Annotated in this window: 27 protein-coding genes; 18 read left to right on the top strand and 9 right to left on the bottom strand. The window is 70.5% G+C overall.

All coding sequences use genetic code 11. The annotated features are described in order from the left end of the window. Nucleotides 1–7 precede the first annotated feature (7 nt). The 3 genes from ACO1X9_RS06350 to ACO1X9_RS06340 all read left to right on the top strand — a co-directional run bounded on the left by ACO1X9_RS06350 (nt 8) and on the right by ACO1X9_RS06340 (nt 2,644). Nucleotides 8–832 carry a hypothetical protein gene (locus ACO1X9_RS06350; RefSeq protein ID WP_486349974.1) on the top strand — a complete coding sequence of 275 codons (825 nt, stop codon included), beginning with the start codon at nt 8–10 and terminating at the stop codon, nt 830–832. A gap of 193 nt (nt 833–1,025) precedes the next feature. After that, nucleotides 1,026–1,799, top strand: a complete 774-nt coding sequence (locus ACO1X9_RS06345; RefSeq protein WP_486349973.1) for an HAD-IIA family hydrolase — start codon at nt 1,026–1,028, stop codon at nt 1,797–1,799. Next, nucleotides 1,796–2,644: a DNA-methyltransferase gene (locus ACO1X9_RS06340; RefSeq protein WP_486349972.1), complete on the top strand. Its 849-nt coding sequence runs from the start codon at nt 1,796–1,798 to the stop codon at nt 2,642–2,644. The genes ACO1X9_RS06345 and ACO1X9_RS06340 overlap by 4 nt, the downstream gene beginning before the upstream one ends. Nucleotides 2,645–2,666: 22 nt before the next feature. Here the strand turns inward: ACO1X9_RS06340 and ACO1X9_RS06335 are convergent, their stop codons facing one another. Together ACO1X9_RS06335 and pyrE are read right to left on the bottom strand one after the other, a co-directional pair. Then, the gene (locus tag ACO1X9_RS06335) at nt 2,667–3,893 is read right to left on the bottom strand and encodes a hypothetical protein (RefSeq protein ID WP_486349971.1); all 1,227 of its coding nucleotides are present in this window, start codon (nt 3,891–3,893) and stop codon (nt 2,667–2,669) included. Then, nucleotides 3,890–4,444, bottom strand: a complete 555-nt coding sequence (gene pyrE / locus ACO1X9_RS06330; protein WP_486349970.1) for an orotate phosphoribosyltransferase — start codon at nt 4,442–4,444, stop codon at nt 3,890–3,892. Before pyrE ends, ACO1X9_RS06335 begins: the two co-directional genes overlap by 4 nt. Before the next feature lie 18 nt (nt 4,445–4,462). Between pyrE and ACO1X9_RS06325 the strand changes: the two genes are divergently transcribed. Genes ACO1X9_RS06325 through ACO1X9_RS06315 form a run of 3 tightly spaced genes read left to right on the top strand, consistent with a single transcriptional unit; the run spans nt 4,463 to nt 6,383 of the window. Beyond that, nucleotides 4,463–5,296 carry an exodeoxyribonuclease III gene (locus tag ACO1X9_RS06325; protein ID WP_486349969.1) on the top strand — a complete coding sequence of 278 codons (834 nt, stop codon included), beginning with the start codon at nt 4,463–4,465 and terminating at the stop codon, nt 5,294–5,296. 41 nt (nt 5,297–5,337) lie between these two features. Beyond that, complete coding sequence (locus ACO1X9_RS06320; protein ID WP_486349968.1) at nt 5,338–5,709, top strand: ArsR/SmtB family transcription factor; 372 nt, start codon at nt 5,338–5,340, stop codon at nt 5,707–5,709. A gap of 2 nt (nt 5,710–5,711) precedes the next feature. After that, complete coding sequence (locus ACO1X9_RS06315; RefSeq protein ID WP_486349967.1) at nt 5,712–6,383, top strand: SRPBCC domain-containing protein; 672 nt, start codon at nt 5,712–5,714, stop codon at nt 6,381–6,383. A 21-nt stretch (nt 6,384–6,404) separates the two neighbouring features. Here ACO1X9_RS06315 and ACO1X9_RS06310 read toward each other — a convergent pair whose 3' ends face one another. Then, nucleotides 6,405–7,331 (bottom strand): AEC family transporter, encoded by a 927-nt coding sequence (locus ACO1X9_RS06310; protein WP_486349966.1) that lies wholly within the window; start codon nt 7,329–7,331, stop codon nt 6,405–6,407. A 111-nt stretch (nt 7,332–7,442) separates the two neighbouring features. Here ACO1X9_RS06310 and ACO1X9_RS06305 point away from each other — a divergent pair, with 111 nt between their 5' ends. The 10 genes from ACO1X9_RS06305 to ACO1X9_RS06260 all read left to right on the top strand — a co-directional run bounded on the left by ACO1X9_RS06305 (nt 7,443) and on the right by ACO1X9_RS06260 (nt 17,897). Beyond that, nucleotides 7,443–8,795: a DUF6421 family protein gene (locus ACO1X9_RS06305; protein WP_486349965.1), complete on the top strand. Its 1,353-nt coding sequence runs from the start codon at nt 7,443–7,445 to the stop codon at nt 8,793–8,795. Nucleotides 8,796–8,836: 41 nt separating this feature from the next. Beyond that, nucleotides 8,837–10,090 (top strand): sensor histidine kinase, encoded by a 1,254-nt coding sequence (locus ACO1X9_RS06300; RefSeq protein ID WP_486349964.1) that lies wholly within the window; start codon nt 8,837–8,839, stop codon nt 10,088–10,090. Continuing rightward, complete coding sequence (locus ACO1X9_RS06295; RefSeq protein WP_486349963.1) at nt 10,087–10,752, top strand: response regulator; 666 nt, start codon at nt 10,087–10,089, stop codon at nt 10,750–10,752. Before ACO1X9_RS06300 ends, ACO1X9_RS06295 begins: the two co-directional genes overlap by 4 nt. A 192-nt stretch (nt 10,753–10,944) precedes the next feature. Beyond that, nucleotides 10,945–11,829, top strand: a complete 885-nt coding sequence (locus ACO1X9_RS06290; protein WP_486349962.1) for an ABC transporter ATP-binding protein — start codon at nt 10,945–10,947, stop codon at nt 11,827–11,829. Beyond that, nucleotides 11,826–12,929 carry an ABC transporter permease gene (locus tag ACO1X9_RS06285; protein ID WP_486349961.1) on the top strand — a complete coding sequence of 368 codons (1,104 nt, stop codon included), beginning with the start codon at nt 11,826–11,828 and terminating at the stop codon, nt 12,927–12,929. The genes ACO1X9_RS06290 and ACO1X9_RS06285 overlap by 4 nt, the downstream gene beginning before the upstream one ends. A 29-nt stretch (nt 12,930–12,958) precedes the next feature. Then, nucleotides 12,959–13,990, top strand: a complete 1,032-nt coding sequence (locus ACO1X9_RS06280) for an LLM class F420-dependent oxidoreductase (protein ID WP_486349960.1) — start codon at nt 12,959–12,961, stop codon at nt 13,988–13,990. A gap of 10 nt (nt 13,991–14,000) precedes the next feature. After that, complete coding sequence (locus tag ACO1X9_RS06275) at nt 14,001–14,219, top strand: YkvA family protein (protein ID WP_486349959.1); 219 nt, start codon at nt 14,001–14,003, stop codon at nt 14,217–14,219. Next, nucleotides 14,216–15,268: a threonine aldolase family protein gene (locus ACO1X9_RS06270; protein WP_486349958.1), complete on the top strand. Its 1,053-nt coding sequence runs from the start codon at nt 14,216–14,218 to the stop codon at nt 15,266–15,268. The genes ACO1X9_RS06275 and ACO1X9_RS06270 overlap by 4 nt, the downstream gene beginning before the upstream one ends. Continuing rightward, entirely contained in the window at nt 15,265–16,200 is a 936-nt protein-coding gene (locus ACO1X9_RS06265; protein WP_486349957.1) for an MBL fold metallo-hydrolase, read from the top strand. The genes ACO1X9_RS06270 and ACO1X9_RS06265 overlap by 4 nt, the downstream gene beginning before the upstream one ends. Further along, nucleotides 16,197–17,897, top strand: coding sequence for a long-chain-fatty-acid--CoA ligase (locus ACO1X9_RS06260; protein ID WP_486349956.1), 1,701 nt, complete (start codon nt 16,197–16,199; stop codon nt 17,895–17,897). Before ACO1X9_RS06265 ends, ACO1X9_RS06260 begins: the two co-directional genes overlap by 4 nt. 96 nt (nt 17,898–17,993) lie before the next feature. On the opposite strand, the gene ACO1X9_RS06255 is transcribed toward ACO1X9_RS06260, so the two are convergent. The 3 genes from ACO1X9_RS06255 to ACO1X9_RS06245 are packed head-to-tail and all read right to left on the bottom strand — an operon-like array spanning nt 17,994 to nt 19,705. Beyond that, complete coding sequence (locus tag ACO1X9_RS06255; protein ID WP_486349955.1) at nt 17,994–19,037, bottom strand: zinc-dependent alcohol dehydrogenase family protein; 1,044 nt, start codon at nt 19,035–19,037, stop codon at nt 17,994–17,996. Nucleotides 19,038–19,046: 9 nt separating this feature from the next. Further along, entirely contained in the window at nt 19,047–19,442 is a 396-nt protein-coding gene (locus ACO1X9_RS06250) for a type II toxin-antitoxin system VapC family toxin (RefSeq protein WP_486349954.1), read from the bottom strand. Then, nucleotides 19,439–19,705 (bottom strand): hypothetical protein, encoded by a 267-nt coding sequence (locus tag ACO1X9_RS06245; RefSeq protein WP_486349953.1) that lies wholly within the window; start codon nt 19,703–19,705, stop codon nt 19,439–19,441. The genes ACO1X9_RS06250 and ACO1X9_RS06245 overlap by 4 nt, the downstream gene beginning before the upstream one ends. A 64-nt stretch (nt 19,706–19,769) precedes the next feature. Here ACO1X9_RS06245 and ACO1X9_RS06240 point away from each other — a divergent pair, with 64 nt between their 5' ends. Further along, the gene (locus ACO1X9_RS06240) at nt 19,770–20,642 is read left to right on the top strand and encodes a TerC family protein (RefSeq protein WP_486349952.1); all 873 of its coding nucleotides are present in this window, start codon (nt 19,770–19,772) and stop codon (nt 20,640–20,642) included. Between the two features lie 21 nt (nt 20,643–20,663). Here ACO1X9_RS06240 and ACO1X9_RS06235 read toward each other — a convergent pair whose 3' ends face one another. Then, nucleotides 20,664–21,248, bottom strand: a complete 585-nt coding sequence (locus tag ACO1X9_RS06235; protein WP_486349951.1) for a TetR/AcrR family transcriptional regulator — start codon at nt 21,246–21,248, stop codon at nt 20,664–20,666. A 4-nt stretch (nt 21,249–21,252) separates the two neighbouring features. Then, the gene (locus ACO1X9_RS06230; RefSeq protein ID WP_486349950.1) at nt 21,253–21,753 is read right to left on the bottom strand and encodes a hypothetical protein; all 501 of its coding nucleotides are present in this window, start codon (nt 21,751–21,753) and stop codon (nt 21,253–21,255) included. Between the two features lie 84 nt (nt 21,754–21,837). Between ACO1X9_RS06230 and ACO1X9_RS06225 the strand changes: the two genes are divergently transcribed. After that, nucleotides 21,838–22,836 (top strand): LLM class F420-dependent oxidoreductase, encoded by a 999-nt coding sequence (locus ACO1X9_RS06225; protein WP_486349949.1) that lies wholly within the window; start codon nt 21,838–21,840, stop codon nt 22,834–22,836. Between the two features lie 28 nt (nt 22,837–22,864). On the opposite strand, the gene ACO1X9_RS06220 is transcribed toward ACO1X9_RS06225, so the two are convergent. Further along, nucleotides 22,865–23,407 (bottom strand): AAA family ATPase (locus ACO1X9_RS06220; RefSeq protein ID WP_486349948.1); only part of this gene is annotated, 543 nt, incomplete at its 5' end.

Here is a 23,407-nt window from a genome sequence, read left to right as displayed (position 1 = left end):
CATGCCAGTGGTCAGATTCGCCGCGTATCGACAGTACGAACGAAGTCGCGTCGAGGCGAGCAATGCACTGATGGCTCTGTTGGCTGGAGCGCAGCTCGCCAACCACTTGCTCAAACTCAATGAGGGATCCGATCGGCTGCTTCCCGAGGTGTATCCCAACGTCCCGCATATCGGCCGGGTCAACTTGAAGGTCGACACTGCTGCCGAGATCCTGCGAGACGCCGACGCACACCTCGGTGCGATGAGCGTCCCCTACGCGCTGGCGATTCACGAGGACTACATGCGGACGAGCCTGGACCTCCTCCGCCAGGCGAACTTGTTGACTGCAGCACAGGCGACCGTCAACAGCTTCCAGCAGCACTCGAACCTCGAGGCGGCGACCGGGACGACCCTCGATCCGGTCGCTCTCGCGCAACTCGCCACACTGCGCCTCATGCGCAACGCACGCATTCATGAGGGCTCGCGGGCAAGTAGAGCGCTGGTCGATCAGGTCGCAGCGTGGCCGGTCGGCGCCGAGACGGGCTGGGTCAAGTTGAGCGGGAGGAGCCCACGCTTTCTTGCGGAAGGCGACGTCGTCGAGTTCGGCCACGGCGAGATGCTGCTCGCACTAGCCGTCACGACGAAACTCGACCGCCAGGTGAACGAGCTTCTCCAGACGTCGCTGCCTCGCCCGATGTGGGCGGCGATGGTGATTGATGACCTGTTGGAGGCAAACCCGTCCGCCCTTGTGCGATCGGATGCGATGCGCAAAGCGCGCGGCATCGCTCGTCACCGATTCGATGCGCTGAAGCTGACTGAAACTGAACTCGCCGCGGCGATGGCGCTCCGGTAGGAAGACGGAAGGGCCACCCCTTCTGGGGCGGCCCTTCCTTTCGATAAAGCGGGGCTCTACTCGTTGAGCTACCTCTCGGCCGGGACTCGCACCCGGATCTCCGCGCTTCTGTGAGATCTGCGATTTCGAACCGCCACACCTGACGTGGATCTCGTGCGTCCAGAGTACCACCCGGCATCCGTAGCATTCAGGTATGCGTACCCGCGGCGACATCGAGTGCTGGCTCACCGACATGGACGGAGTGCTCGTGCACGAGAACACGCCGTTGCCGGGCGCATCGGAACTCATCCGGCAGTGGACGGCCGCGGGCACGGAGTTCCTCGTGCTCACCAACAACTCGATCTTCACGCCGCGCGATCTCGCGGCCCGCCTCCGGGCGTCGGGGCTCGACGTACCCGAAGACCGCATCTGGACGTCCGCGCTCGCGACGGCCGACTTCTGCGCCGCGCAGATCCCGGGCGGGTCGGCCTTCGTGATCGGCGAAGCGGGTATCACGACCGCTCTGCACGAGGCGGGCTTCATCATGACCGAGACCGCGCCCGACTACGTCGTCGTCGGCGAGACGCGCAACTACTCGTTCGAGGCGATCACCCGTGCCATCCGCCTGGTCAACAACGGCTCGCGCTTCATCGCGACGAATCCGGATGCCACCGGCCCGACGGCTGAGGGCGTGCTGCCCGCCACGGGTGCGGTCACGGCGCTCATCACGAAGGCGACCGGCAAAGACCCCTACGTCGTCGGCAAGCCGAACCCGATGATGTTCCGCTCGGCGATGAACCGCATCGGCGCGCACTCCGAGAACACCGCGATGATCGGCGACCGCATGGACACCGACATCGTCGCCGGGATCGAAGCGGGACTCCACACGGTGCTCGTGCTCACCGGCATCGCCGATCAGGCGGAGATCGAGCGATACCCGTTCCGGCCCGACGAGATCCTGTCGGGCGTGCACGAGCTCGTCGGGTGATCTGGACACCGGGGGATCCCGACACGATCGTGCACGGCGACAACCTCGCCGCGGCCGCCCGGCTGCCGGATGCCTCGTTTCGCCTGATCTACCTCGACCCGCCGTTCAACACCGGCAAGACGCAGCGGCGCCAGCGGATGACGGTGACCCGGGATGCCGAGGGCGGCCGAGTGGGATTCGGGGGCCGGTCGTACACCAGCGAGGGCGGAGCGGTGTCGCGCTACGACGACCGCTTCGACGACTACTGGGCGTTCCTCGAGCCGCGTCTCCTCGAAGCGCGACGGCTGTTGGATGACGCGGGCACCCTCTATCTGCACCTCGACTACCGCGAGGCGCACTACGCCAAGGTCGCGCTCGATGGACTGTTCGGGCGCGAATCCTTCCTCAACGAGATCATCTGGGCGTACGACTACGGCGGGCGGTCGAACCGGCGGTGGCCGGCGAAACACGACACGATCCTCGTCTACGTGAAGAACCCCGAGACGTATTACTTCGACAACGAGGCGGTCGACCGCGAGCCGTACATGGCGCCGGGACTCGTGACGCCCGAGAAGGCGGAGCGCGGCAAACTGCCGACCGACGTGTGGTGGCACACGATCGTGCCGACGAACGGCCGCGAACGCACCGGGTACGCGACACAGAAGCCCGAAGGAATCCTGCGGCGCATCGTGCAGGCGTCGAGCGCGTCGGGGGATGCCGTGCTCGATCTCTTCGCCGGCTCGGGCACCACCGGGGCGGTCGCCGCAGCGCTCGGGAGGCGCTACGTGCTCGTCGACGAGAGTCCGGAGGCGATCGCGGTCATGCGCACGCGTCTCCCCGGCGCCCGCCTCTCGGTGGTCGAGTAGCCGCGCAGCGGCGTGTCGAGACCTACGGCACCGGCGCGACCCGCGGGACGGAGACATCCACCGTCAGCGGCTCACCCGACGCCCGGCTGAAGAAGCAGTAGTACGACGGGTCGGCATCCCACTGCTCCTCCGTCACCGGGTAGGCGCCCTGCATCTGCGCGTCGCCGAAGGCGCCCGCGGCGGCCAGGTTGACGACGCCCGGGGCGGAGCACAGGAGAGTCATGCGCGTCTGCAGCTCATCGACGCCGGGGAACGGGTCGTCGGGCTTCCCCACCTGGGGATTCTCGGGGTCGACGACCTCCGGCGGGAACCATGCCCGGTAGACGAGTTGTCCGCCGTGCGGCTCATCGCACGGCACGACCGTGAAGTCCTCCTGCCACGCGTTGTCGAAGGGCTCGAGGCATTCGCCGCCGAGCAGCTCGTCCCACGCGTACTCGCCCGGCTCGACGGGCCCGATCGGCAGAGCGGTGAGCGTGGGGGTCGGCGTCGGGGTGGGGGTGGAGACCGCGGGCGCCGGACCGAGGAGGTCGGGCAAGCGCGTCCCCAGGAGGAACAGGGCGACGAGGGCGAGGATCGCGAGCAGTCCGCCGGCGACGCCCGCGAGGATCTTCTGCGGGGTGCCGAACTGTCGGGGAGGCGGGGGTGCACCGTCGCCACCACCCTCGACGCGGACGAGCTCCTTCGAGCGGCTGCGGTTCACGAACGGTGCGTTGCTCGGGTCAGGGCCGAGCGCCGACTCGTACTCGCGGAAACGGTCTTCGCCGAAGAGGGAATCGAGCGCCGAGCCGTCGTCTCCCGGCGGACGCAGCGGTGCCCGCTCGAGCGCCTGCGTCGGCTCGGCGTCTGCCGTGGGAAGCGCGACCGTCGGCTCGGCGTGCGGTGGTGTCGCCGGCGTCGGGTCGGGGTAGACGGGCATCGCCTGCGTCGCGTCGGGCTCGCGCACCTCCATCGCCTGCGTCGCGGCGGGTTCCCAGAGCGGTGCGGGCGGCTGGAGCGGGGTCGCCGGCGGCGCGTCGAACGGGTTGGCGAGCTGCGGCGTCACCGGCGGGGGTCCGTCGGAGGCGCTCGGCGAGGGCGGGAGCGGGGCCGGCGGGAGCGGGGTGGCCGTCGGCGGCACGACGGGCTCCGCGGGGGGTGCGACCGGTGGCTGCTGGGCCGCCTCGGCCTCGCGCTGCTGCGCCGACTCGCGCGCCTCCCGCTCGAAGCGCGCGAACCAGTCCTCGGCCTCTTCGCCCTTGTCCGGGTTCATTGCGGAGTGAGCCCGAGGTCGTCGAGAGAGATCGCGGCGTAGTAGGGGTAGCCGGCGCCTTCGATGATCTCGCGCGCACCGGTCGCGCGGTCGACGACGACGGCGACCGCGGCGATCTCGGCCCCGACCTTGAGCAGCGCCTCGATGGCCTTGAGCGGCGATCCACCGGTGGTCGAAGTGTCTTCGAGCACCACGACGCGCTTGCCCGCGAGATCCGGACCCTCCACCTGGCGGCCGCGTCCGTGGTCTTTCGGCTCCTTGCGCACGACGAAGGCGTCGTAGCGGCGACCGATCGCCGCGCCGCGGTGCAGCACGGCCGCCGCGATCGGGTCGGCGCCCATGGTGAGTCCGCCGACCGCGGAGACCTCGGGGATGTCCGCGATGAGGTCGGCCATGACCTCGCCGATGAGGGGGGCGACGCGTCCGTCGAGGCTCACCCGGCGCAGGTCGATGTAGTAGGTCGCCTTCTTGCCGCTCGTGAGGGTGAAGTCGCCGTGGAAAACCGCATCGTCCTTGATGAATCGGATGAGCTGCTCACGGGCGTCGGTCACACCGATAAGACTATGGTCATGCGTCTCGCGACCTGGAACGTCAACTCCGTCCGCAGCCGGGTGGCCCGCATCACCGACTGGCTCCAGCGCGAGAGCGTCGACGTGCTCGCGATGCAGGAGATCAAGTGCACCGACGCGCAGTTCCCGCTGCAGGCGTTCGAGGATGCCGGCTATGAGGTGGCTCTGCACGGGCTCAACCAGTGGAACGGGGTCGCGATCGCGAGCCGGCATCCGCTCGACGACGTGCAGGTCGGCTTCGACGGGATGCCGGGGTTCCTCAAGGGCGAGGAGGGTCCCGACCTCCCCCGCGAGGCGCGCGCGATCGGCGCGACGACCGGCGGCGTGCGCGTGTGGTCGCTCTACGTGCCGAACGGCCGGGCGCTCGGCGACCCGCACTACGACTACAAGCTCGACTGGCTCGCCGCCCTCGCCTCCAACACGCGGGAGTGGTCGAAGGGCGACCTGCCCCTCGCGCTGACGGGCGACTTCAACATCGCCCCGACCGACGGTGACAACGGCGACCCGACGGTGATCCCCGGGCTCTCGACCCACGTCTCCGAACCCGAGCGCGCGGCATTCCAGGCGCTGCTCGATGCCGGGCTCACGGATGTCGTGCGACCGCGCGTGCCCACGGGCTACACGTACTGGGACTACAAGCAGCTGCGGTTTCCGCGCAACGAGGGCATGCGCATCGACTTCGTGCTCGGCTCACCGAGATTCGCGGATGCCGTGGCCGGCGCCGCCATCCATCGCGACGAGCGCAAGGGCGACGCCCCGAGCGACCATGTGCCGGTCGTCGTCGACCTCGACCTCGAGCCGGACGAAGACGACGACCGCATGATGATCTTCTAGAAGGCTTGACTTATATAAGCGGAAACTGATGTACTGAGCGCATGCACGCGCTCGACGTCCTCGGCGATCCGGTCCGCCGACGCCTCCTCGAGCTGCTCGCCGCGGGCGAGACCTCGGCCGGCGATCTCGGCGGCATCGTGCAGGAGGAGTTCGGCATCTCGCAGCCGGCGGTCTCCCAGCACCTCCGCGTGCTCCGCGAGTCGGGGTTCGCGACCGTGCGCCCCGAGGGTACTCGGCGCCTCTACGCGATCGACCCGACGCCGCTCGCGGAAGCCGACGCGTGGTTCGCCGCCTTCCGCCGCTTCTGGCAGCCGCGCCTCGACGCCCTCGGCACCGAGCTCGCCCGCGGTCGCCGCGCCCGCCGTCTCGCCGAGAACCCCGACCCCGACCCCGAACAGGAAGAGAAGGACTGACCATGGTGGACATCGCCGCCCAGCTCGGAGCCGTCGACCGCGGCCTCCGCACCGAGACCCGCGACGGAGTCGAGTCGTACGTGCAGACGCTCGGCCAGACCTACCCGTCGCCGATCGACGACGTGTGGGAGGCCGTGACGACCGCCGATCGGATCGCCCGCTGGTTCCTCCCGGTCTCCGGCGAGCTCCGGCTCGGCGGTCGCTACCAGCTCGAGGGCAACGCGGGCGGCGAGGTGCTCGCGTGCGCTCCCCCGACCGACGGTGTCGCGAGCTTCCGAGTCTCGTGGGGCATGGGCGGCGATCCGACCTTCCTCACGATCACGCTGACGGGCGACGGCGAGCGCACCCACCTCGAGCTCGAGCACGTCGCCGGGGTCGACACCCTCCCGCCCGGGATGTGGGAGCAGTTCGGCCCGGCGGGGACCGGGATGGGCTGGGACTCCGGTCTGCTCGGACTCTCGCTCCACCTCAGCCACCCCGAGTTCCGCGACGAGTTCGACCCCGCGGCGTGGACCGCGGGCGACGAGGGGAAGGCCTTCCTCCGCGGGTCGGCCGACGCCTGGGCTGCCGCGCACATCGCCGACGGCGCCGACCCCGAGGCTGCACAGGCCGCGGCGACGGCGACCTACGGCATGTACGTCGGCGAGGTGCCGGGCCCCGACCACGGCGCCTGAGCACCTCCCGTCGTCGCGACGCTACGTCGGCGCGAGGAGCGCCGCGACGACGAGCACGACGGGAAGCGAGAGCGCGGTCGTGAGAAGCACGACGTCGCGCGCGAGCGCCTCGCCCCGGCCGTAGCGCTGCGCGAAGTTGAAGACGTTCTGGCCCGCCGGCAGCGCGGCGAGCACCACCGCCGCGAACAGCGCGTGCCCCTCGAGGCCGAACACGAACCGCGCGAACGCCCAGGCGGCGAGCGGCATGACGACCATCTTGAGCACCGTCGCCAGCACGACGCTGCGCCGATCCGACCCCGCCGCGAGCGGCCGCTGCCCGTTCAGTGAGACCCCGAACGCGATGAGGATGACGGGCACGGCCGCCCCGCCGACGAGTTCGAAGAAGCGCATCAGCTCGGCGGGCGGCTCGATCCCGAGCACGGCGACGAGCAGGCCGAGCGCCGAGGCGATGATGAGCGGATTGCGCACCGGCTGGAGCAGCACGCGCCCCACCGAGATGCGGCCGCTCGTGCTGAGGTCGAGGATCGTCAGGGCGATCGGGCTGATCACGATGAGCTGGAGCAGGATGACCGGGGCCGATGTCGCGACGTCGCCGAGCACGTAGGCGGAGATCGGTACGCCCATGTTGGTCGCGTTCGCGTAGGCGGAGCCCAGCGCGCCGATCGTCGCCTCCGGAACGGGGCGGCGCCAGGCCACGAGGGCGATGACGGAGAAGACCGCGAGGTTGATCGCGGCGACCACCACCGCGACCGGCAGGAGGTCGGAGAACAGCGCCGCGAGGTCGGCCTCCGCGAGCACGGTGAAGAGCAGGGCCGGGTTGAGCACGAAGAACGCGAGGCGGCCGAGCACGGGACCGGCGCCGGCCCCGAGGATGCCGATGCGGCCCACGAGGTAGCCGACGGCGATCACACCGGCGATGATCGCGAACCCGAGGAGGACGCCGATCATCCCCTCAGCGTAGGCGTCGCGCGCACCGCTTCGACCGTCGACAGAGGTTGCACGCAACGATCCTGCGCCCCTCGCAACCCTTTCCGGGGACGCTCTTCCTAGGCTCGATCCATGACCATCGTGAGTGCGCCCGCCGACGTGGTGACGTCCGCCGCCTGGCTCGACCTGAAGGCCGCCGTCGCCGAGCTCCAGCCGCTGCAGGCGCACGATGGCAGCATCCCCGACTCCGCGCAACACCCCGTCGCGGCCGACCTGTGTGCGCGGATCAGGAAATCCGTCGGGGAACTGTCGACGGCGTTCCCCCACGACGAGGAGTACCTGAACGCGGCACGTTCCGACTTCGAGAAGTGGGAGGCGGCGGGGTTCGGCGTGCCCGACTTCTTCGACTCGCTCGTCGCGTTCCACCCCGAGTCGCACCGCGAGAACGGCCTGCGCCACCTGGTCGTGTTCCCGATGTACACCCAGAACGGCAGCACCGACCGGCTCGTCGAAGCGGTGCTCGTCGAGGTCGTCTGGCCCGAGTTCATCGCCGCGCTCGAGCAGACCTATACGAACGCGCTGTTCGTGCCGATCCGGTTCCTCGACTTCACCGCCGGCTACGACACCAACTCGGCGGTGCTGTTCCCCGAGACGGTCGCGATGCGCGAGATCCCGCCGTTCACGTGGGGAGCCATCTTCTGCGACCGCGAGGCCGCCCGCTTCCGCCGCGTGACCGCCCGTGCGGCCGAGGTCACCCGACTCGAGCTGCCCGCCGACGCTCAGCGCCTGCTCGACGACCAGCGGCTCGCCGAAGAGACCTTCGTGCTGTGGGACCTCATCCACGACCGCACCCACATGCGCGGCGACCTGCCCTTCGACCCGTTCATGATCAAGCAGCGGATGCCGTACTTCCTCTACTCGCTCGAGGAGCTGCGCTGCGACCTCACGGCGTTCCGCGAGTCGGTGAAGCTCGTGCGCGACGAGGAGACGGATGCCGTCACGCGCGAGCACGCGCAGCTCGCGCAGTACGCGATCCTCTTCGACCGCATGTTCCGCTTCCCGCTGACCGGCGACCGCACGCGCAACTACGACGGCCTCGGCGGGCAGCTGCTGTTCGCCTGGTTGCACCAGAAGAACGTGCTGCACTGGACCGACACGGCCCTCGCGTTCGACTGGGACGAGGTGCCGGATGCCGTGGTCGCCCTGTCCGACGCGATCGACGACCTCTACTGGCGCAGCATCGACCGACCGAAGACGGCGCACTGGCTCGCGGCCTACGAACTCGTGCGCGGTGTGCTCGACCCCCACCCGGCGTCGCAGTGGGCGCGCGGACTGCCCGACGACATCCTCTCCGGTGCGCCGAAGGGCATGACGGATGCCGTGCTCGACGACGAGTTCCCGCTCTCGATGTTCTACGAGGCGCTGAGCAAGAAGATGGGCGACGTGATCGAGTCGACGAAGGGCATCACAGGCACCTCCGCCTGACGACGGAGGTGCCGCGCTTGCCGCATCCGTAGGCTCGGAGGGTGACCGCCCCCGCGCGGCGCCCGGCGCCGACCACCCGCGACCTGCGCTTCGACGTGCTCCTCGCGGTCTCCCTCGCGGTCGGCGCGCTGCTCAGCTCGGTGCTCTACCGGATCTCCGGGTTCTTCGAGGAGCCGGCCCCGGGCTGGATGGCGATCCCCTACGTCGTGGGCATCTCGGTGCCCCTCGTCTGGCGTCGGCGCTTCCCGGTCGCTGCAGCCGTCGTCGTCTCCGCCGCCTTCATCGCCGGTCAGGCGCTCTCGGTGCCCGAGGCGCTCATCGGCAACATCGCGCTCTTCATCGCCCTGTACACGGTGGGAGCCTGGGACGCGAACCGCGTTCGGGCGCACGTGGCTCGGCTCGCGATCAGCGTCGCGATGATCGCGTGGCTGTTCATCGCGATCTACCTCGGCGCGCTCGACGCGCTCCACGAGGAGAACACGACGGGTGCGGCGTTCTCGCCCTTCGTCGCCTTCACGCTGATCCAGGTGCTCACGAACCTGCTCTACTTCGGCGGCGCTTACTACTACGGGGAGCGGGCCTGGCACGCCGCCCTCGAACGTCAGGCCCTCGCCGAGCGCACCGCGGAGCTCGAGCACGAACGGGAGCGCCTCTCGGAGCAGGCGGTCGCCCTCGACCGCGTGCGGATCGCCCGCGAGCTGCACGACTCGGTCGCCCACCACGTGTCGGTCATGGGCGTGCAGGCCGGGGCCGCCCGTTCCGCCCTCTCCTCCGATCCGGCCGCCGCCACCGAGGCCCTCCTCCACGTCGAGGCGACGGCGCGCTCGGCGATCGACGAGTTGCACGGACTGCTGCGCACGCTGCGGGATGCCGGCGACGCTCCGGGTGATGCCTCCCCCGGGTCGACGCTCGGCGTCACGGCGCTCCCGAGGCTCGTGCAGGACTCGCTCGACGCGGGGCTGCCGACGCAGCTCGAGATCGTCGGCGACCCGCGGCCGCTGCCACCGGCCCTGAGCCTCAACCTCTACCGGATCGCGCAGGAGGCGCTCACGAACGCCCGCAAGCACGCCGGCCCCGAAGCTGAAGCCGAGGTACGTCTGCGCTACCTCAGCGACGCCGTCGAGCTCGAGATCGCCAACAGCGGCACGACGCGCACCCTCCGTGCCCCCGGCGGCCTCGGCCAGCTCGGGATGCGGGAGCGCGCGGCGACGTCGGGCGGCTCCCTCGAGGTCGGCCCGCGCTCCCGCGGCGGTTACCTCGTGCGTGCGCGACTCCCCCTCCCGGTGAGGGCATGAGCACCCCCGTCATCCGGATCCTCCTCGTCGACGACCAGGAGCTCGTGCGCACGGGGTTCCGCGTCATCCTGTCGAGCCGCCCCGGGTTCGACGTCGTCGGCGAGGCGCGCGACGGCGCCGAGGCCCTTGAGCTCGCCCGCACGCTGCGGCCCGACGTCATCTGCATGGATGTGCAGATGCCGGTGCTCGACGGCCTCGAGGCGACGCGGCGGATCGTCGCCGACCCCGACGCCACCGGCACGGTGCTCGTGCTCACGACCTTCGACGACGACGACTCGCTGTTCCGCGCGCTCGACGCGGGGGCGAGCGGCTTCCTGCTCAAGACGGCGAGCCCCGAACAGCTCGCAGAAGCCGTCGAGGTGCTCGCCGCGGGCGACGCGCTGCTCGCCCCCGCCGTCACGCGCCGGGTGATCGAGCGCTTCGGCAGCCGCCAGGAGCCCGATCCACGCTCGGCCCTCCCCGAGCTCACCGACCGCGAGGCCGACGTGCTGCGGCTCATGGCGCGCGGCCTGTCCAACGCCGAGATCGGTGTCGAGCTCATCGTCGGTGAGGCGACCGTGAAGACCCACGTCTCCAACGTGCTGCTCAAGCTCGCGGTGCGCGACCGCGTGCAGGCGGTCGTGCGCGCCTACGAGTCCGGCTTCGTCACCCCCGCGGGTTGAGTGCCGCCGCAGGCGGTGTATCGAAACCCGTGGGTTGAGTGCCGCCGCAGGCGGTGTATCGAAACCAGGTACGTCGCACGTGAGGTTTCGATACACCCGCTGCGCGGGCACTCAACCCGCAGGAGTCCCCCTCAGGAGGGAGGCGCGACCAGGCGCGGGTTTCTAACGTGGAGTCAGACCTAGGGAGGCTCCATGCTCGAGATCCGAAACCTCGACAAGCGCTACGGCACCCGCCAGGTGCTCGACGACGTCAGCTTCGACGTGCACCCCGGACGCATGACCGGCTTCGTCGGCGGCAACGGCGCCGGAAAGACCACGACGATGCGCATCATCCTCGGTGTGCTCGCATCCGACGGCGGCACGGTGAGCCTCGGCGGCGCACCGCTGCAGTCCGGCGGTCGGCGCCGCTTCGGCTACATGCCCGAGGAGCGCGGGCTCTACCCGAAGATGAAGCTGCAGGAGCAGCTCGTCTACCTCGCGCGCCTGCACGGACTGAGCTCGGCCGACGCGACCCGCAACACCGTCGAGCTGCTCGAGCGCCTCGGCCTCGGCGAGCGCGCCGACGAGCCCATCGAGAAGCTCTCGCTCGGCAACCAGCAGCGCGCGCAGATCGCCGCGGCTCTCGTGCACGACCCCGAGGTGCTCGTGCTCGACGAGCCCTTCTCGGGCCTCGACCCGATGGCGGTGGATGTCGTGGTCGGCGTGCTCGCCGACCGTGCGGCGTCGGGGGTGCCGGTGCTCTTCTCGAGTCACCAGCTCGACATCGTCGAGCGCCTCTGCGACGACCTGGTGATCATCGCCGACGGCCGCATCCGCGCCGCCGGGCCGCGCACCGCGCTGCGCGAGCAGCACGCGACCCTCCGCTACGAGCTGCTCACCTCCGCCGACACCGCGTGGCTGCGCGAGCAGCCGGGCATCGAGGTCGTCGAGTTCGACGGCGACTACGCCCTCTTCGAGGCGTCCGACGAGGATGCCGTCCAGCGTGTGCTGCGGGAGGCCACCTCGCGCGGTGCGGTGCTCAGTTTCGCCCGTCAGCATCCTTCGCTCGCCCAGATCTTCAAGGAGGTCATCCAGTGACCACGTCCACCGCGCCCGCGCTGCACACGGGCTCCGGGCGTCTCGTCTCGCTCGTCGCTCAGCGCGAGATCAGCACCCGTCTGCGCAGCAAGTCGTTCCTCGTGTCGACCGGCATCCTGCTGCTCGTCGTGCTCGGCGGCATCATCTTCAGTTCGCTCACCGCCTCGACGCCCGAGAACCCGCGCATCGCGGTCACCGACGCGTCGCTCGTCGCCGACATCGGCGAGTCGATCGACGAGGTGCCGGTCGCGAGCGTCGAGGAGGCCGAGCAGCTCGTGCGCGACGGCGACGTCGAGGCGGCTGTCGTCGCCGACCCGTCGACCGAGCTGGGCGTGCGCATCATCGCCGACAGCGCCGAGCCGCGGGGACTCATCCTGTTGCTCAGCCAGTCGCCGCCGGTCGAGCTGCTGAACCCCGACGCCATCCCGGGCGGTCTCGCCTACATCGTCGCGTTCGCGTTCGGCATCGTGTTCCTCAGCGTCGGCATGACATTCGGTCCCACGATCGCGCAGTCGGTCGTCGAGGAGAAGTCGACGCGCGTCGTCGAGATCCTGCTCGCCGCCGTGCCGACGCGCGTGCTCTTCACGGGCAAGGTCCTCGGAACGTCCGTGCTCGCCTTCGGCCAGATCGCCCTCATCGCCGCGACGGCGATCGTGGGGCTCACGGTCACCGGGCAGGACGAACTGCTCGTCGGCCTCGGCGCCCCGGTGGTCTGGTTCATCGCCTTCTTCGTGATCGGCTTCGTGATGCTCGCGTCGCTGTTCGCGGCCACCGGCGCGATGGTGTCGCGCCAGGAGGACATCGGTGCGACCACGACGCCCGTCATGATGCTCGTGATGATCCCGTACTTCCTGGTGATCTTCTTCAACGACAATCCGCTCGTCGTGGCCGTCATGTCGTACGTTCCGTTCTCGGCGCCCGTCGCGATGCCGCTGCGTCTGTTCCTGGGCACGGCGGAGTGGTGGGAGCCGCTGCTCTCGCTCGGCATCCTCGCGGTCACGACGGTCGGTCTCATCGCGGTCGGCGTGCGCATCTACGAGAACTCGCTGCTGCGGCTCGGAGCGCGCGTGTCGTGGCGGGACGCCGTCGCGTCGCGGTAGCGCAGTCCTCGCTGGATAGCCTGGGCGGCATGAAGGTCTCACTGCCCCTCGACTACTCCGGCAACCCGGTGGAGGCCGCCGACCTCGTGGTCGAACTCGAGGCGGCCGGCCTCGACCGGGTGTGGGTGGCCGAGCCCTACGGCTTCGACGCCGTGAGTCTCATGGGCTTCCTCGCGGCCCGCACGAGCCGCATCGAGATCGCGTCGGGCATCCTCAACATCTACTCGCGCACTCCGGGGGCGCTGCTGCAGGCCGCCGCGGGGCTCGACAGCGTCTCGGGCGGCCGGGCGATCCTCGGACTCGGCGCCTCCGGCCCGCAGGTGATCGAGGGCTTCCACGGCGTGCCGTTCGACCGGCCGGTCGCACGCACGCGCGAGCTCGTCGAGATCCTCCGTGCGGGGCTGCGACGCGAGGCGCTCGTGTACGACGGCATCCATCGCCTCCCGCTCCCGCCAGGCGAGGGCACCGGGCTCGGCAAGCCGCTCAAGCTGCTCAACCGGCCGGTGCGGCCCGACCTGCCGATCTGGCTCGCCGCGCTCGGTGACCGGAACGTCGCGCTCGCGGCCGAGGTCGCGGATGGCTGGCTGCCGTTCCTGTTCCACCCCGAGAAGGCGGCCGAGGTGTGGGGCGACTCGCTCGCCCGGGGAAAGGCGGCGCGGTCGCCCGAGCTGCGGCCGCTCGAGATCGCGGCGGGCGGAATCGTCGCGATCGGCGACGACGTGAAGCACGTGCTCGACAAGATGCGGCCGCTCTACGCCCTCTACGTCGGCGGGATGGGTGCCCGCGGCAAGAACTTCTACTTCGACCTCGCCTGCCGCTACGGGTTCGAGGCGGAGGCGACCGAGATCCAGGACCTCTACCTCGCGGGGCGCCCGCGCGACGCCGAAGCGAAGGTGCCGCTCGCCTGGCTCGAGGCCGGCAACCTCGTCGGTCCGGCGTCCTACGTGAAGGAGCGCGTGGAAGCCTTCCGCGCGGCCGGCGTCACCGACCTGCAGGTCGCGGTCGGCGGACCGCACGCGGCCCGCATCGTCGCTCAGGTCAAGGAGTGGGCCGCCGGGTAGCCTGTCGGCCATGAAGCGCGACTACTCGACCCTCAAGGCCGTCCTCATCGGCGCGGGCGCGCTGCTCTACGGCGCCTCGCCCATCGACCTCATCCCGGAGATCATCGCCGGGCCTCTCGGTTTCGGCGACGACGCCGTCGTGCTCATCGGCGCCGGGATCGCGATCTGGCGCATCCTCAAGGGTCGCGCGCAGCGCCGTGCCGCGCCCGGTGGCACGATGGAGCCGTGACCACCCTCCACGATCCGAACTGGCGCGGGTTCGCGTCCGACAACTACGCGGGGGTGCACCCCGAGGTGCTCGCGGCGATCGCGGCCGCCAACGGCGGGCACCAGGTGTCGTACGGCGAAGACGTCTACACCGCCCGCCTCGCCGAGGTCGTGCGCGAGCAGTTCGGCGCCGACGCCGAGGTGTTCCCGGTGTTCAACGGCACGGGTGCGAACGTCGTCTCGCTCACCTCGCTGTTGCCGCGCTGGGGGGCTGTCGTCGCGACGACGACGGCCCACATCCACTCCGACGAGGGCGGCGCGCCGGAGAAGGTCACCGGCCTCAAGCTCTTCGTCGTGCCGACGCCCGACGGCAAGCTCACCCCGGAGCTCATCGCGACCGAGGCGTGGGGCTGGGGAGACGAGCACCGCGCCCAACCGCTCGCCGTGAGCATCACCCAGACCACGGAGCTCGGCACGCTCTACACGCCCGACGAGGTGCGCGCGATCGCCGACTTCGCCCACGAGCACGGGATGGCCCTGCACATGGACGGCGCCCGCCTGTGGAACGCCGCCGCCGCACTCGGCGTGCCCTTCCGCGAGTTCACCGTCGACGCGGGCGTCGACATCTTGAGCCTCGGCGGCACGAAGAACGGCCTCCTGGGTGCCGAGGCGGTCGTCGTGCTCGACCAGTCCCGGGTCGACGGGATCGTGTTCCTGCGCAAGACGACGATGCAGCTCGCGAGCAAGATGCGCTTCGCCTCGGCGCAGCTGCTCGCGCTGTTCGAGGGCGGGCTGGGGCTGGCCTCGGCCGCGCACGCCAACTCGATGGCCGCCCGCCTGCGCGGGGCGCTCGAGGAGCTCGCGCTGCCCGGCCTGTCGTTCAGTCAGCCGACGCAGGCGAATGCCGTCTTCGCGGTGCTCGACAACTCCGCAGCCGACCGCATCCGCGAAAAGGTGCGCTTCTACGACTGGGACCGCGCCGCCGGCCAGGTGCGGTGGATGACCGCGTTCGACACGACCGAGGCCGACGTCGACACCTTCGTGGAGATCATCCGCGCCGAGCTGGCGTGACGCAGCGCGTCGCCGAGGGCGTGTGGCTCGTCGAGCTGCCGCTGCCGCACCGCGGAGTCGTCGAGACCACCAACTGCGTGCTCATCGCGGACGACGCGGGCGGTGTGCACCTCGTCGACCCGGGCTGGGACACTCCCGACAACGCCGCGCGGCTCGAGGCGGGACTCGCGGATGCCGGCTTCACCCTCGCCGACGTGCGCACGATGACGGCGACCCACCTGCATCCCGACCATCTCGGTCTCGCGACGCGCCTGCGCACCGAGCACGACATCCCGATCGTCGTGCACCGCCTCGAGAACGAGGCGCTGCGCCGACCGCTCTACCCGGAACCCGAGGCGACGATCGCGCGCTGGGGCGTGCCGCCGGAGTACGTCGAGGAGGTGCGCTCGAGCGTCGTGCCGCGGTCGCAGCCGACCGACCTCGCGGGCGACATCCTCGTCGAGCACGGCGACGTGCTGCCGATCCCGGGCCGCACCGTCAGGGTCGTGCATACGCCCGGACACACCGCCGGCTCGATCTGCCTCCACGACGAGGGCGCCGGGCTGCTGCTCACCGGCGACCACGTGCTGCCCATCGTCAATCCCGGGCTCGGGCTCGGCGGGTTCACCGACGACGACGATCCGCTCGGGGCGGCACTCGAGGCGTACGAGCTGATCGCGGGATATGACGACGCCGAGGTGGTGCCGGGTCACGGTGAGCGCTTCCGCGGGGTCGGCGCCCGTGCGACGCAGATCGCGGAGCGGCACCGTCGGCGCAGCGCCGAGATCGCCGCCCTCACCGAGGCGGACTCCGGCGCGACCGTCTGGGAGATCGCGACCCGGGTGTCGTGGACGGGCGGCTGGGACGGGCTCGTCGGGTTCCTGCGGCTGTCGGCGCTCGCGCAGACCGAGATGCATCTGAGGCATCTGCGACGTGCGACGCTGGAGTCGTGACCGCCACCGCGAAGCAGCCCACCGATCCGTCCCGTCCCTGGCTCGACTCCTACGCCCCCGGCGTTCCGCACGAGCTCCCCCTGCCCACGACGTCGCTCGCCGACCTCATCGCGGAGTCGGTGCGCACCTACCCCGACCGTCCGGCGCTCGAGTTCTTCGGCCGGGAGACGACGTACGCCGAGCTCGGCGAGCAGATCGACCGCGCCGCCGAGGGGCTCCGTCGGCTCGGGGTGAGCAAGGGCGACACCGTCGCGCTCGTGCTGCCGAACTGCCCGCAGCACGTCGTCGCCTTCTACGCGGTGCTGCGCCTCGGCGGCATCGTCATCGAGCACAACCCGCTCTACACGCCGCGCGAGCTGCGCCATCAGTTCGAAGACCACGGGGCGAAGGTCGTCATCGCGTGGGACAAGATGGTGGCCACCATCCAGGACTTCCCCGCCGACGTCGCGGTCGACCACATCGTGAGCGTCGACATGACGCGCGCCATGCCGCTGCGGATGCGCCTGCTGCTGCGGCTGCCGATCGCGAAGGCGCGCGAGAGCCGCGCCGCGCTCACCACCGCGGTGACGGGCACGGTGCCGTGGGAGAAGCTGTTCGCCGAGACTCCCGTCTCGTCGACGATCCCCGGCCCCGGCGTCGACGACGTCGCGCTCATCCAGTACACCTCGGGCACGACGGGGCACCCCAAGGGTGCGACCCTCAGCCACCTGAACCTCGGCATCAACGCCGCCCAGGCCCGCGCCTGGGTGCCCGACGTGCCCCGCGGCACCTCGGTCGTCTACGCGGTGCTGCCGCTCTTCCACGCCTACGGGTTGACGCTGTGCCTCACCTTCGCGATGAGCATGGGCGCGCGGCTCGTGATGTTCCCGCGCTTCGACCCCGACCTGGTGCTGCCGGTCGTGAAGAAGCGGCCGGCGACGTTCCTGCCGGCGGTGCCGCCGATCATCGAGCGCCTCACGATCGCGGCGAAGGAGAAGGGCGTGTCGCTCGACGGCATCCAGATCTCCATCTCGGGCGCGATGCCGCTCTCGGCGCGCGTCGTCGAGCCGTGGGAGGCCGAGACGCACGGCTACCTCGTCGAGGGCTACGGACTCTCCGAGACGAGCCCGGTGCTGATGGCCAACCCGGTCGCGCCCACCCGCAAGGCGGGCACCGTCGGCCTCCCGCTGCCGAACACCGAGCTGCGGGTCGTCGATCCCGAGACGCTGCAGGATGTCGCCGCCGGCGAGCCGGGAGAGCTCTGGGTGCGCGGACCGCAGGTCATGCGCGGCTACTGGAAGAAGCCCGACGAGACCGCGGCCGTGTTCTCGGGCGACTGGTTCCGCACGGGCGACATCGTGCAGGTCGACGCCGAGGGCTTCGTGACGATCGTCGACCGCATCAAGGAGATGATCATCGTCGGCGGCTTCAAGGTCGCGCCGAGCGAGGTGGAAGACATCCTGCGCGGCTTCGACGGCGTCGCCGACATCGCGATCGTCGGGATCCCGGATGCCGACGGCGAGGAGGAGGTCGTCGCCGCGGTGGTGCCCGAGGAGGGCAAGACGGTGGATGCCGACGCCCTCCGTGCGCACGCGCGCAGCATCCTCACCCCCTACAAGGTGCCCCGCCGCGTCGTGACGGTCGACGAGCTGCCGAAGTCGCTCATCGGGAAGGTGCTCCGCAAGAAGGTGCGCGACGCGATCATCGCCGGCAGCTGACCGCGCTCGGTGGTCGAGTAGCGCCGAAGGCGCGTGTCGAGACCCTGCTCGTGGTCTCGACACGGCGCTGCGCGGCTACTCGACCTCCGATTGCGGCTAGGGGCGCAGGAGCACCTTGATCGCACGGCGCTCGTCCATCGCCGCGTACGCCTCGGCGACCTCCGAGAGCGGCAGCTCGAGGTCGAACACCTTGCCCGGCTGCAGCGCCCCCGAGAGCACCTCGGGCAGCAGCTCCTCGACGTAGTTGCGCACGGGCGCGACGCCGCCGCGCAGGCCGACGTTCTTGCTGAACCAGGGCCGCAACTTGAGCTCGGGGTTGAGGTGCGGAACGCCGACGAAGCCGACCTGACCGCCGGGGCGCGCCGACCCGTGCGCCTGCGCCATCGCCTCCTCGGTTCCGACGCACTCGAGCACACGGATCGCGCCGACGCCGTCGAACATCTCGTGGATGATGCGGATGCCCTCCTCCCCACGCTGGGCGACGACATCCGTCGCCCCGAACTCGCGGGCGAGGGCGGCGCGCGACTCGTGCCGCGACATCGCGACGATGCGACCCGCGCCGAGGCGGGATGCGGCGAGCACCCCGCACAGTCCGACCGCCCCGTCACCCACGACCACCACGGAGTCGCCCGGCTGCACGCCGGCGGAGACGGCGGCGTGGTGCCCCGTGCCCATCACGTCGGAGAGCGTGAGCAGGTGCGGGATGAGCGCCTCGTCGACCGGCCCGGGCATGACCGCGAGGGTGCCGTCGGCGAGGGGAACACGCACCAGCTCGCCCTGGCCGCCGTCGGCGGGATGCCCGCGCCGGTCGTCGCCGCCCCACCACGAGCCCTGCAGGCACGATGTCGTGAACCCGTTGACGCAGTTGGCGCATGTGCCGTCGCACACGTAGAACGGCGCGATCACGAAATCGCCCACCGTCACCTTCGCGACGCCGGCGCCGACCTGCTCGACGACGCCGATGAACTCGTGACCGATGCGACCGCGCGACGAGATGACGCCGCGGTATGGCCAGAGGTCGGAGCCGCACACGCACGACGCGACGACCCGCACGATCGCGTCGTCGTCGGTGAGGAGCACCGGATCGGGCACCTCCTCGAACCGGATGTCCTTCGGGCCGTAGATCGAGGTCGCGCGCACCCTTCGACGCTACTCCGCGACGATCACCCGGCACCGGATGCCCGGGATCCGAGCGAGCTTTGAGTCGGCCGCCAGCAGCACCGCCCCCGTGTCTTCGGCGAGCGCGACGTAGGCCGCGTCGTACGCTGTCGCGTTCGCGGCGAGCTGACGGACGCGCGGCAGCAGCTCGACGGTCGGCCAGACGTCGAACCTGGTGTCGCGCAACCGGGCGATGCACGCGTCGAACTGCTCGTCGTCGAGAAGGCCTTTCAGCCACAAGCCGCGAAGGGCCTGACTCGCCTCGAGGTGGAAGTGCTGCGGCACCGCCCAATGCGAGTCCCGCGTCAGGTGTGCTCGGGCCGCGTCGCCCGGCGCATCGGTCTCGGTCAAGCCCGCGACGAACGCGGAGGCGTCGACGACGATCACGCGTCGCGGTCGATCCCGACTACGGAATCGAGGATGCGCGCATCCCGTTCCTCATGGCCCTCGCGGATCAGCGCCGCGATGTCGACGCCGGAGACGTTGGCCACCGGCCACTCCTGCACGAGCCGGCGGTTGTGCGCCGAGTCCGCGGCGCGCTGGATGACCTCCCTCAGGAACACCTGGAGCGAGACCCCGCGTTCGGCTGCAGCCGCGGCGAGCTCATCGCGCACCTCGATCGGCACGTCGCGAATCTGCAATGCAACCATGCATGCAGTATCGCATGCGCCTCACCGGGGATGCTCTCAGCAAGTACTCCGCTACCGTGCGAGTGTGGAATTCTCCCTCGACTTCACGCCCGAGCTCATCGTGGCGTTCCTGACCCTCTTCGTGCTCGAGCTCGTGCTCGGCGTCGACAACGTCATCTTCATCTCGATCCTCGCAAGCAAGCTGCCCGTGAAGCAGCAGGCCCTCGCCCGCAACATCGGGCTCACGCTCGGGATGCTCGGCCGCATCGGCCTGCTGTTCGCGGCGTCGTGGATCATCTCGCTCAAGAGCGACCTGTTCGAGATCGCCGGCTACGGGTTCTCCGGCCGCGACCTCATCCTCATCGGCGGTGGGCTCTTCCTCATCTACAAAGCCGTCAAGGAGATCCACGAGAAGCTCGAGGGTGCCGACCACGGTGTCGGATCGACGAAGACCGCGACCCTCGCCGCCGTGCTCGGCCAGATCTTCGTCATCGACCTCGTGTTCTCGTTCGACTCGGTCATCACCGCCGTCGGCATGGTCGACAACCTGCTCGTCATCATCACCGCCGTCGTGCTCTCGTTCGGCATCATGCTGTTCGCGTCGAAGCACATCTTCACGTTCGTCAACAAGCACCCCTCGGTGAAGCTGCTCGCGCTCGCGTTCCTCGTGATGATCGGTGTGTTCCTCATCGTCGACGGGTTCGGCATCAAGGTCGACAAGGCGCTCATCTACGTACCGATGGCGTTCGCCGTGGTCGTCGAGGTGCTCAACCTCGTCTACCGTGCGCGGCAGAAGAAGAAGACCGGCGACGCCTCGGCGCCGGTCGAGCTGCACCACACCTACTCGTACGGCGACGACACCGCCGCTGAAGCCGCCGCCGTCGGCGCGATCGACGGCAAGGTCACGCTCTCGAGCAAGCCGGTCACTCCCGAGGCTCCCGCATCCCGAGCCGACTGACGGGCGTCGGCGCCCGGGCGGTCAGCGCGCGGAGGCGGACCAGAGCGAGCGCAGCACGGCCGCGATGTCGTCGTTGCTCACCTGGCCCGCTTCGGCCAGTTCGAGTTCGTCGAGCGCGACGACTGCGGCGACCGTGACTCGCTCGAGCACGCGCGGATCGAGCGGCGAGGTCACGAGCCCGAGTCGACGGGCGTCGGCGAAGGCCGCGGTGAGCCAGGTCGTCGGGTCGGGCCGCGGCCGGTCGTCGCGACGCGGGGAGGTCGCGGCGGCGAGCAGGATGCCACGCGCCGGTCGTCCGCTCACGTGCGCCCGCAGCCGCGCAGCCGCGTCGGAGAGCGCCGCCCAGAAGGCTGCGTCGTCGGCGACGGGCTGCCACTCCCCGACGACATCGGTGGCGTGGCGGACGGTCTCGTCGATGGCCCAGTCGACGAGCTCGTCGCGTCCGTCGAAGTAGGTGTACCCGGCTGAGCGGGACAATCCGGCGTCAGCGAGAACAGGCAGAAGGGCGACCTTGTCGAGGCCGCCGCGTTCGGCCGCCGCCTGGACGGCCTCGAGCACGCGGGCGCGCAGCTCGGGTGCGGCACGCTCGAAGCGGGGCGACGGCATCCCCTCAGTCTGCCGTGCGGCGGCGGCGGATGAGGTGCGTCGTGTGCGCCCAGTGACCTACCCAGAGCACCAGCGCCCCGGCGCCACCGGCGAGTCCCGCGGGGCCGGGCAACAGCGAGGCGATCTGCAGCACGCACCAGGCGATCCCGACCGCGTGCCAGACCCGCACGGCGGTTACCGGCAGGACGCCGTCACGGCGCATCCCGCGGGCGAGGTCACCGACGATCTCGATGTCTTCGACGAAGTTGAGAGGGATGGCGAACATGAGCCAGAGCGATCGCGGCGTGCGCGGCCACGTGTCGGGGCGCAAGGCGAGGAGGAGCCGCCGCAGGGTGAGCACGTAGAGCGCGACGAGGCCGAAGAACACGACGACGGCGATCGACGCGCCGACGGGGCCGAGCGCGGCGACTTCGCCGAGGATGCCGGCCCCGAACTGCGGTGCCCACAGCGGTTGGGTGAGCAGGGCGACGACGGGGAGGGTCAGGATCACGGTGCGGAGGCGCATGCTCGCCTTTCGAGAGAAGTGAACACACTGTACACGCATCTTGTGCATGTCTCACGGCCTGTGCCGTCGCCGTAGGGTCGAAGCATGCGCTTCGGTCTATTCATCCCCCAGGGCTGGCGGTTCGATCTCGTCGGCATCCCCGACGCCGAGCAATGGGCGACCATGAAGCGCCTCGCGCTCGCGGCCGACGCCGGGCCGTGGGAGTCACTCTGGGTGTACGACCACTTCCACACGACGCCCGTGCCGAGCGAGGAGGCGACGCACGAGGCGTGGACGCTCATGGCGGCGTTCGCGGCGGTGACGGACCGCATCCGGCTCGGCCAGATGTGCACGTGCATGGCGTACCGCAACCCCGCCTACCTCGCGAAGGTCGCCGCGACCGTCGACCACGTGTCGGGTGGGCGCCTCGAGATGGGCATCGGCGCCGGGTGGTACGAGCACGAGTGGCGTGCCTACGGCTACGGCTTCCCCGACGCGCCCGAGCGGCTGCGGATGCTCGACCAGGGCGTGCAGATCCTGCGCCAGGCGTGGACGCAGGGCCACGCCGACCTCGACGGTGAGCACTACCAGGTCAACGGCGCGATCGTGCGGCCGCTCCCGATCCAGGAGGGCGGCATCCCGCTGTGGGTCGCCGGCGGCGGCGAGAAGGTGACGCTGCGCATCGCGGCGCAGCACGCGCGGTACACGAACTTCAACGGCGGGGCCGAGGAGTTCGCCCGCAAGAGCGAGATCCTGCGCGGTCACTGCGCGAAGCACGGCACCGACTTCGACGCCATCACGCGGTCGAGCAACTTCAACACGATCATCGGAACGACCGAGGCCGACGTGCAGCAGCGCATCGACTCCTACGAGGCCCGGATGGTGCCGCACCTCGGCGAGCAGGGGGCCGCGAACCTCGTCGCCCAGTACCGCGTGCCGGGCGGCAAGGAGGGGCTCGCCGGCACCCCCGAGCAGATCGTCGAGGTGCTGCAGGAACGCCGCGCCCTCGGGCTCGGCTACAGCATCCACTACTTCCCGGAGTCGGCCTGGGATCGCTCGGGCGTCGAGCTGTTCGAGCGCGAGGTCATCGCCGCGCTCGGGTGAGTTCCGGTCTCGACACGCGGCTGCGCCGCTACTCGACCACCGAGGCGTCGAGACGCTCGACGGTCAACGCGTCACCCGCGAGGTCGACCCGCACGGTGTCGCCATCCCGGATCTCGCCGCCGAGCAGCGCCCGCGCGAGCTTGTCGTCGATCTCGTGCTGCATGAGCCGCCGCAGCGGTCGCGCCCCGTAGATCGGGTCGTACCCGCGCTCGGCGAGCCACGATCGCGCGTCGGGCGTCACCGCGAGCGACAGCCGCCGCTCGGCGAGCCGGCGCTCGAGCCGGTCGATGTAGAGCGACACGATCTGGCCCAGATCGTCGGTCGAGAGCGGCGAGAACACGACGATGTCGTCGAGCCGGTTCACGAACTCGGGCTTGAACGCCTGCCCCACGAGGTCTTTCTCCGCCTGCTCCCGCTGCTCCCAGGGCAGGTCGGTGTCGACCAGGATCTGCGAGCCGAGGTTCGAGGTGAGGATGAGGATCGTGTTGCGGAAGTCGACCGTGCGGCCCTGGCCGTCGGTGAGGCGCCCGTCGTCGAGCACCTGCAGCAGCAGGTCGAACACCTCGGGGTG

Source organism: Pseudolysinimonas sp. (assembly GCF_057350545.1).
The sequence above is the reverse complement of the archived record's forward strand: the minus strand, read 5'-3'. Positions and strand labels throughout refer to the sequence as shown.